This window comes from Plesiomonas sp. (assembly GCF_051650925.1).
Lineage (GTDB): Bacteria > Pseudomonadota > Gammaproteobacteria > Enterobacterales > CAMTGL01 > Plesiomonas.
Genome location: NZ_JBOFRH010000183.1, coordinates 1 through 1,150, shown reverse-complemented (window position 1 = coordinate 1,150; position 1,150 = coordinate 1). Strand labels below are relative to the sequence as shown.

1 protein-coding gene and 1 pseudogene are annotated in these 1,150 nt (G+C 50.3%); one reads left to right on the top strand and one right to left on the bottom strand.

The window, feature by feature from the left end:
- Positions 1 to 487, bottom strand: a 487-nt coding sequence (locus ACRC27_RS04250; protein WP_438639267.1) for an MIP/aquaporin family protein, incomplete at its 3' end; no start/stop codon positions are given.
- Between the two features lie 493 nt (positions 488 to 980).
- Here ACRC27_RS04250 and glpT point away from each other — a divergent pair.
- A pseudogene (gene glpT / locus ACRC27_RS04245) lies at positions 981 to 1,150 on the top strand (glycerol-3-phosphate transporter); the annotation flags it as partial.

Here is a 1,150-nt window from a genome sequence, read left to right as displayed (position 1 = left end):
TGCCCAGCATCAGTACGGCAGTGATCACCAGTTCGACGGCGAAAGCCTGCATGTTGCTCAACAGGGCATGGGGGTAGGTTGAGAAGATCCCGGCAGTGGCGAGGCTCTCGACGCTACCACGCACCACGTTGTTGGTCACCTCCCACTGAGCGAACAGCGCGCTGTAAAGGAAGTAGATCAGAGCCGCAGAGCAAAAAGCCCCGGCGATTTGGGCGATGATATAGGGGGCGACTTTACGTTTGTCAAAACCGGCGAAGGTCATCAGGGCTAACGTAACGGCAGGGTTCAGGTGTGCACCTGAAATGCCGCCGGTCACATAGATGGCGATAGCGACGCCAAGGCCCCAGGTAATCGAGATCTCCCACTGGCCGAAATTGGCGCCGGTCAGCACCAGTGCGGCGACGCAACCGACACCGAAGAAGATTAGCAAGCCGGTTCCGATAAACTCGGCGAGGCATTCACCAAGCAGGGTACTGGGTCTTTGTATGCTCATAGGTTATTCCTTATATCCACCAGTAGAGGTTTGATGTTCTGTTTTTCTTTATTGTGGTTATCTGTTGTATCCGAAACGTTTCCTTGTTGTTTCTATGTTTAGCGTAAACATAATGCTCGTTTTCGCTCGTCATCGGATGGGGGTGAAAATAGCGCTTTCAATAAATTTCACCATACCCCTGCCATGGGAAATGTGGTCAAGATCCCATTCACTGCTATAAAAATGTGATGTTAAGCAACGTGAAAAAAGAGGTTTACCTCTAAGGTGGTACTTCTGTAACCCTTGTCACACAAGGGATGCGTAGAAGGAGGCGGATCTCGTTTGGTGCCTTTATTTAGCAACAAAACTGCAATGTTTGAGCATCCATCACAGATTGCGTGGGCGAATATGAGCACAATTGGCTCGATCGCGAACCAATAATTGGCGCGTTTCGCTCACATGGTCAGGGCACCCTCAACTGCCTATTACAACAATAAGGAAGCAGAACATGCTTAATCTCTTCAGGCCTGCGGCACATATTGACAGGATCCCGGCTGAGAAAGTCGACCCGTTTTACAAGCGCATGCGTTGGCAGGTGTTTTTCGGGATATTTTTCGGTTACGCGGGCTACTATCTGGTGCGCAAAAACTTCAGTCTGGCGATGCCCTATCTTATCGA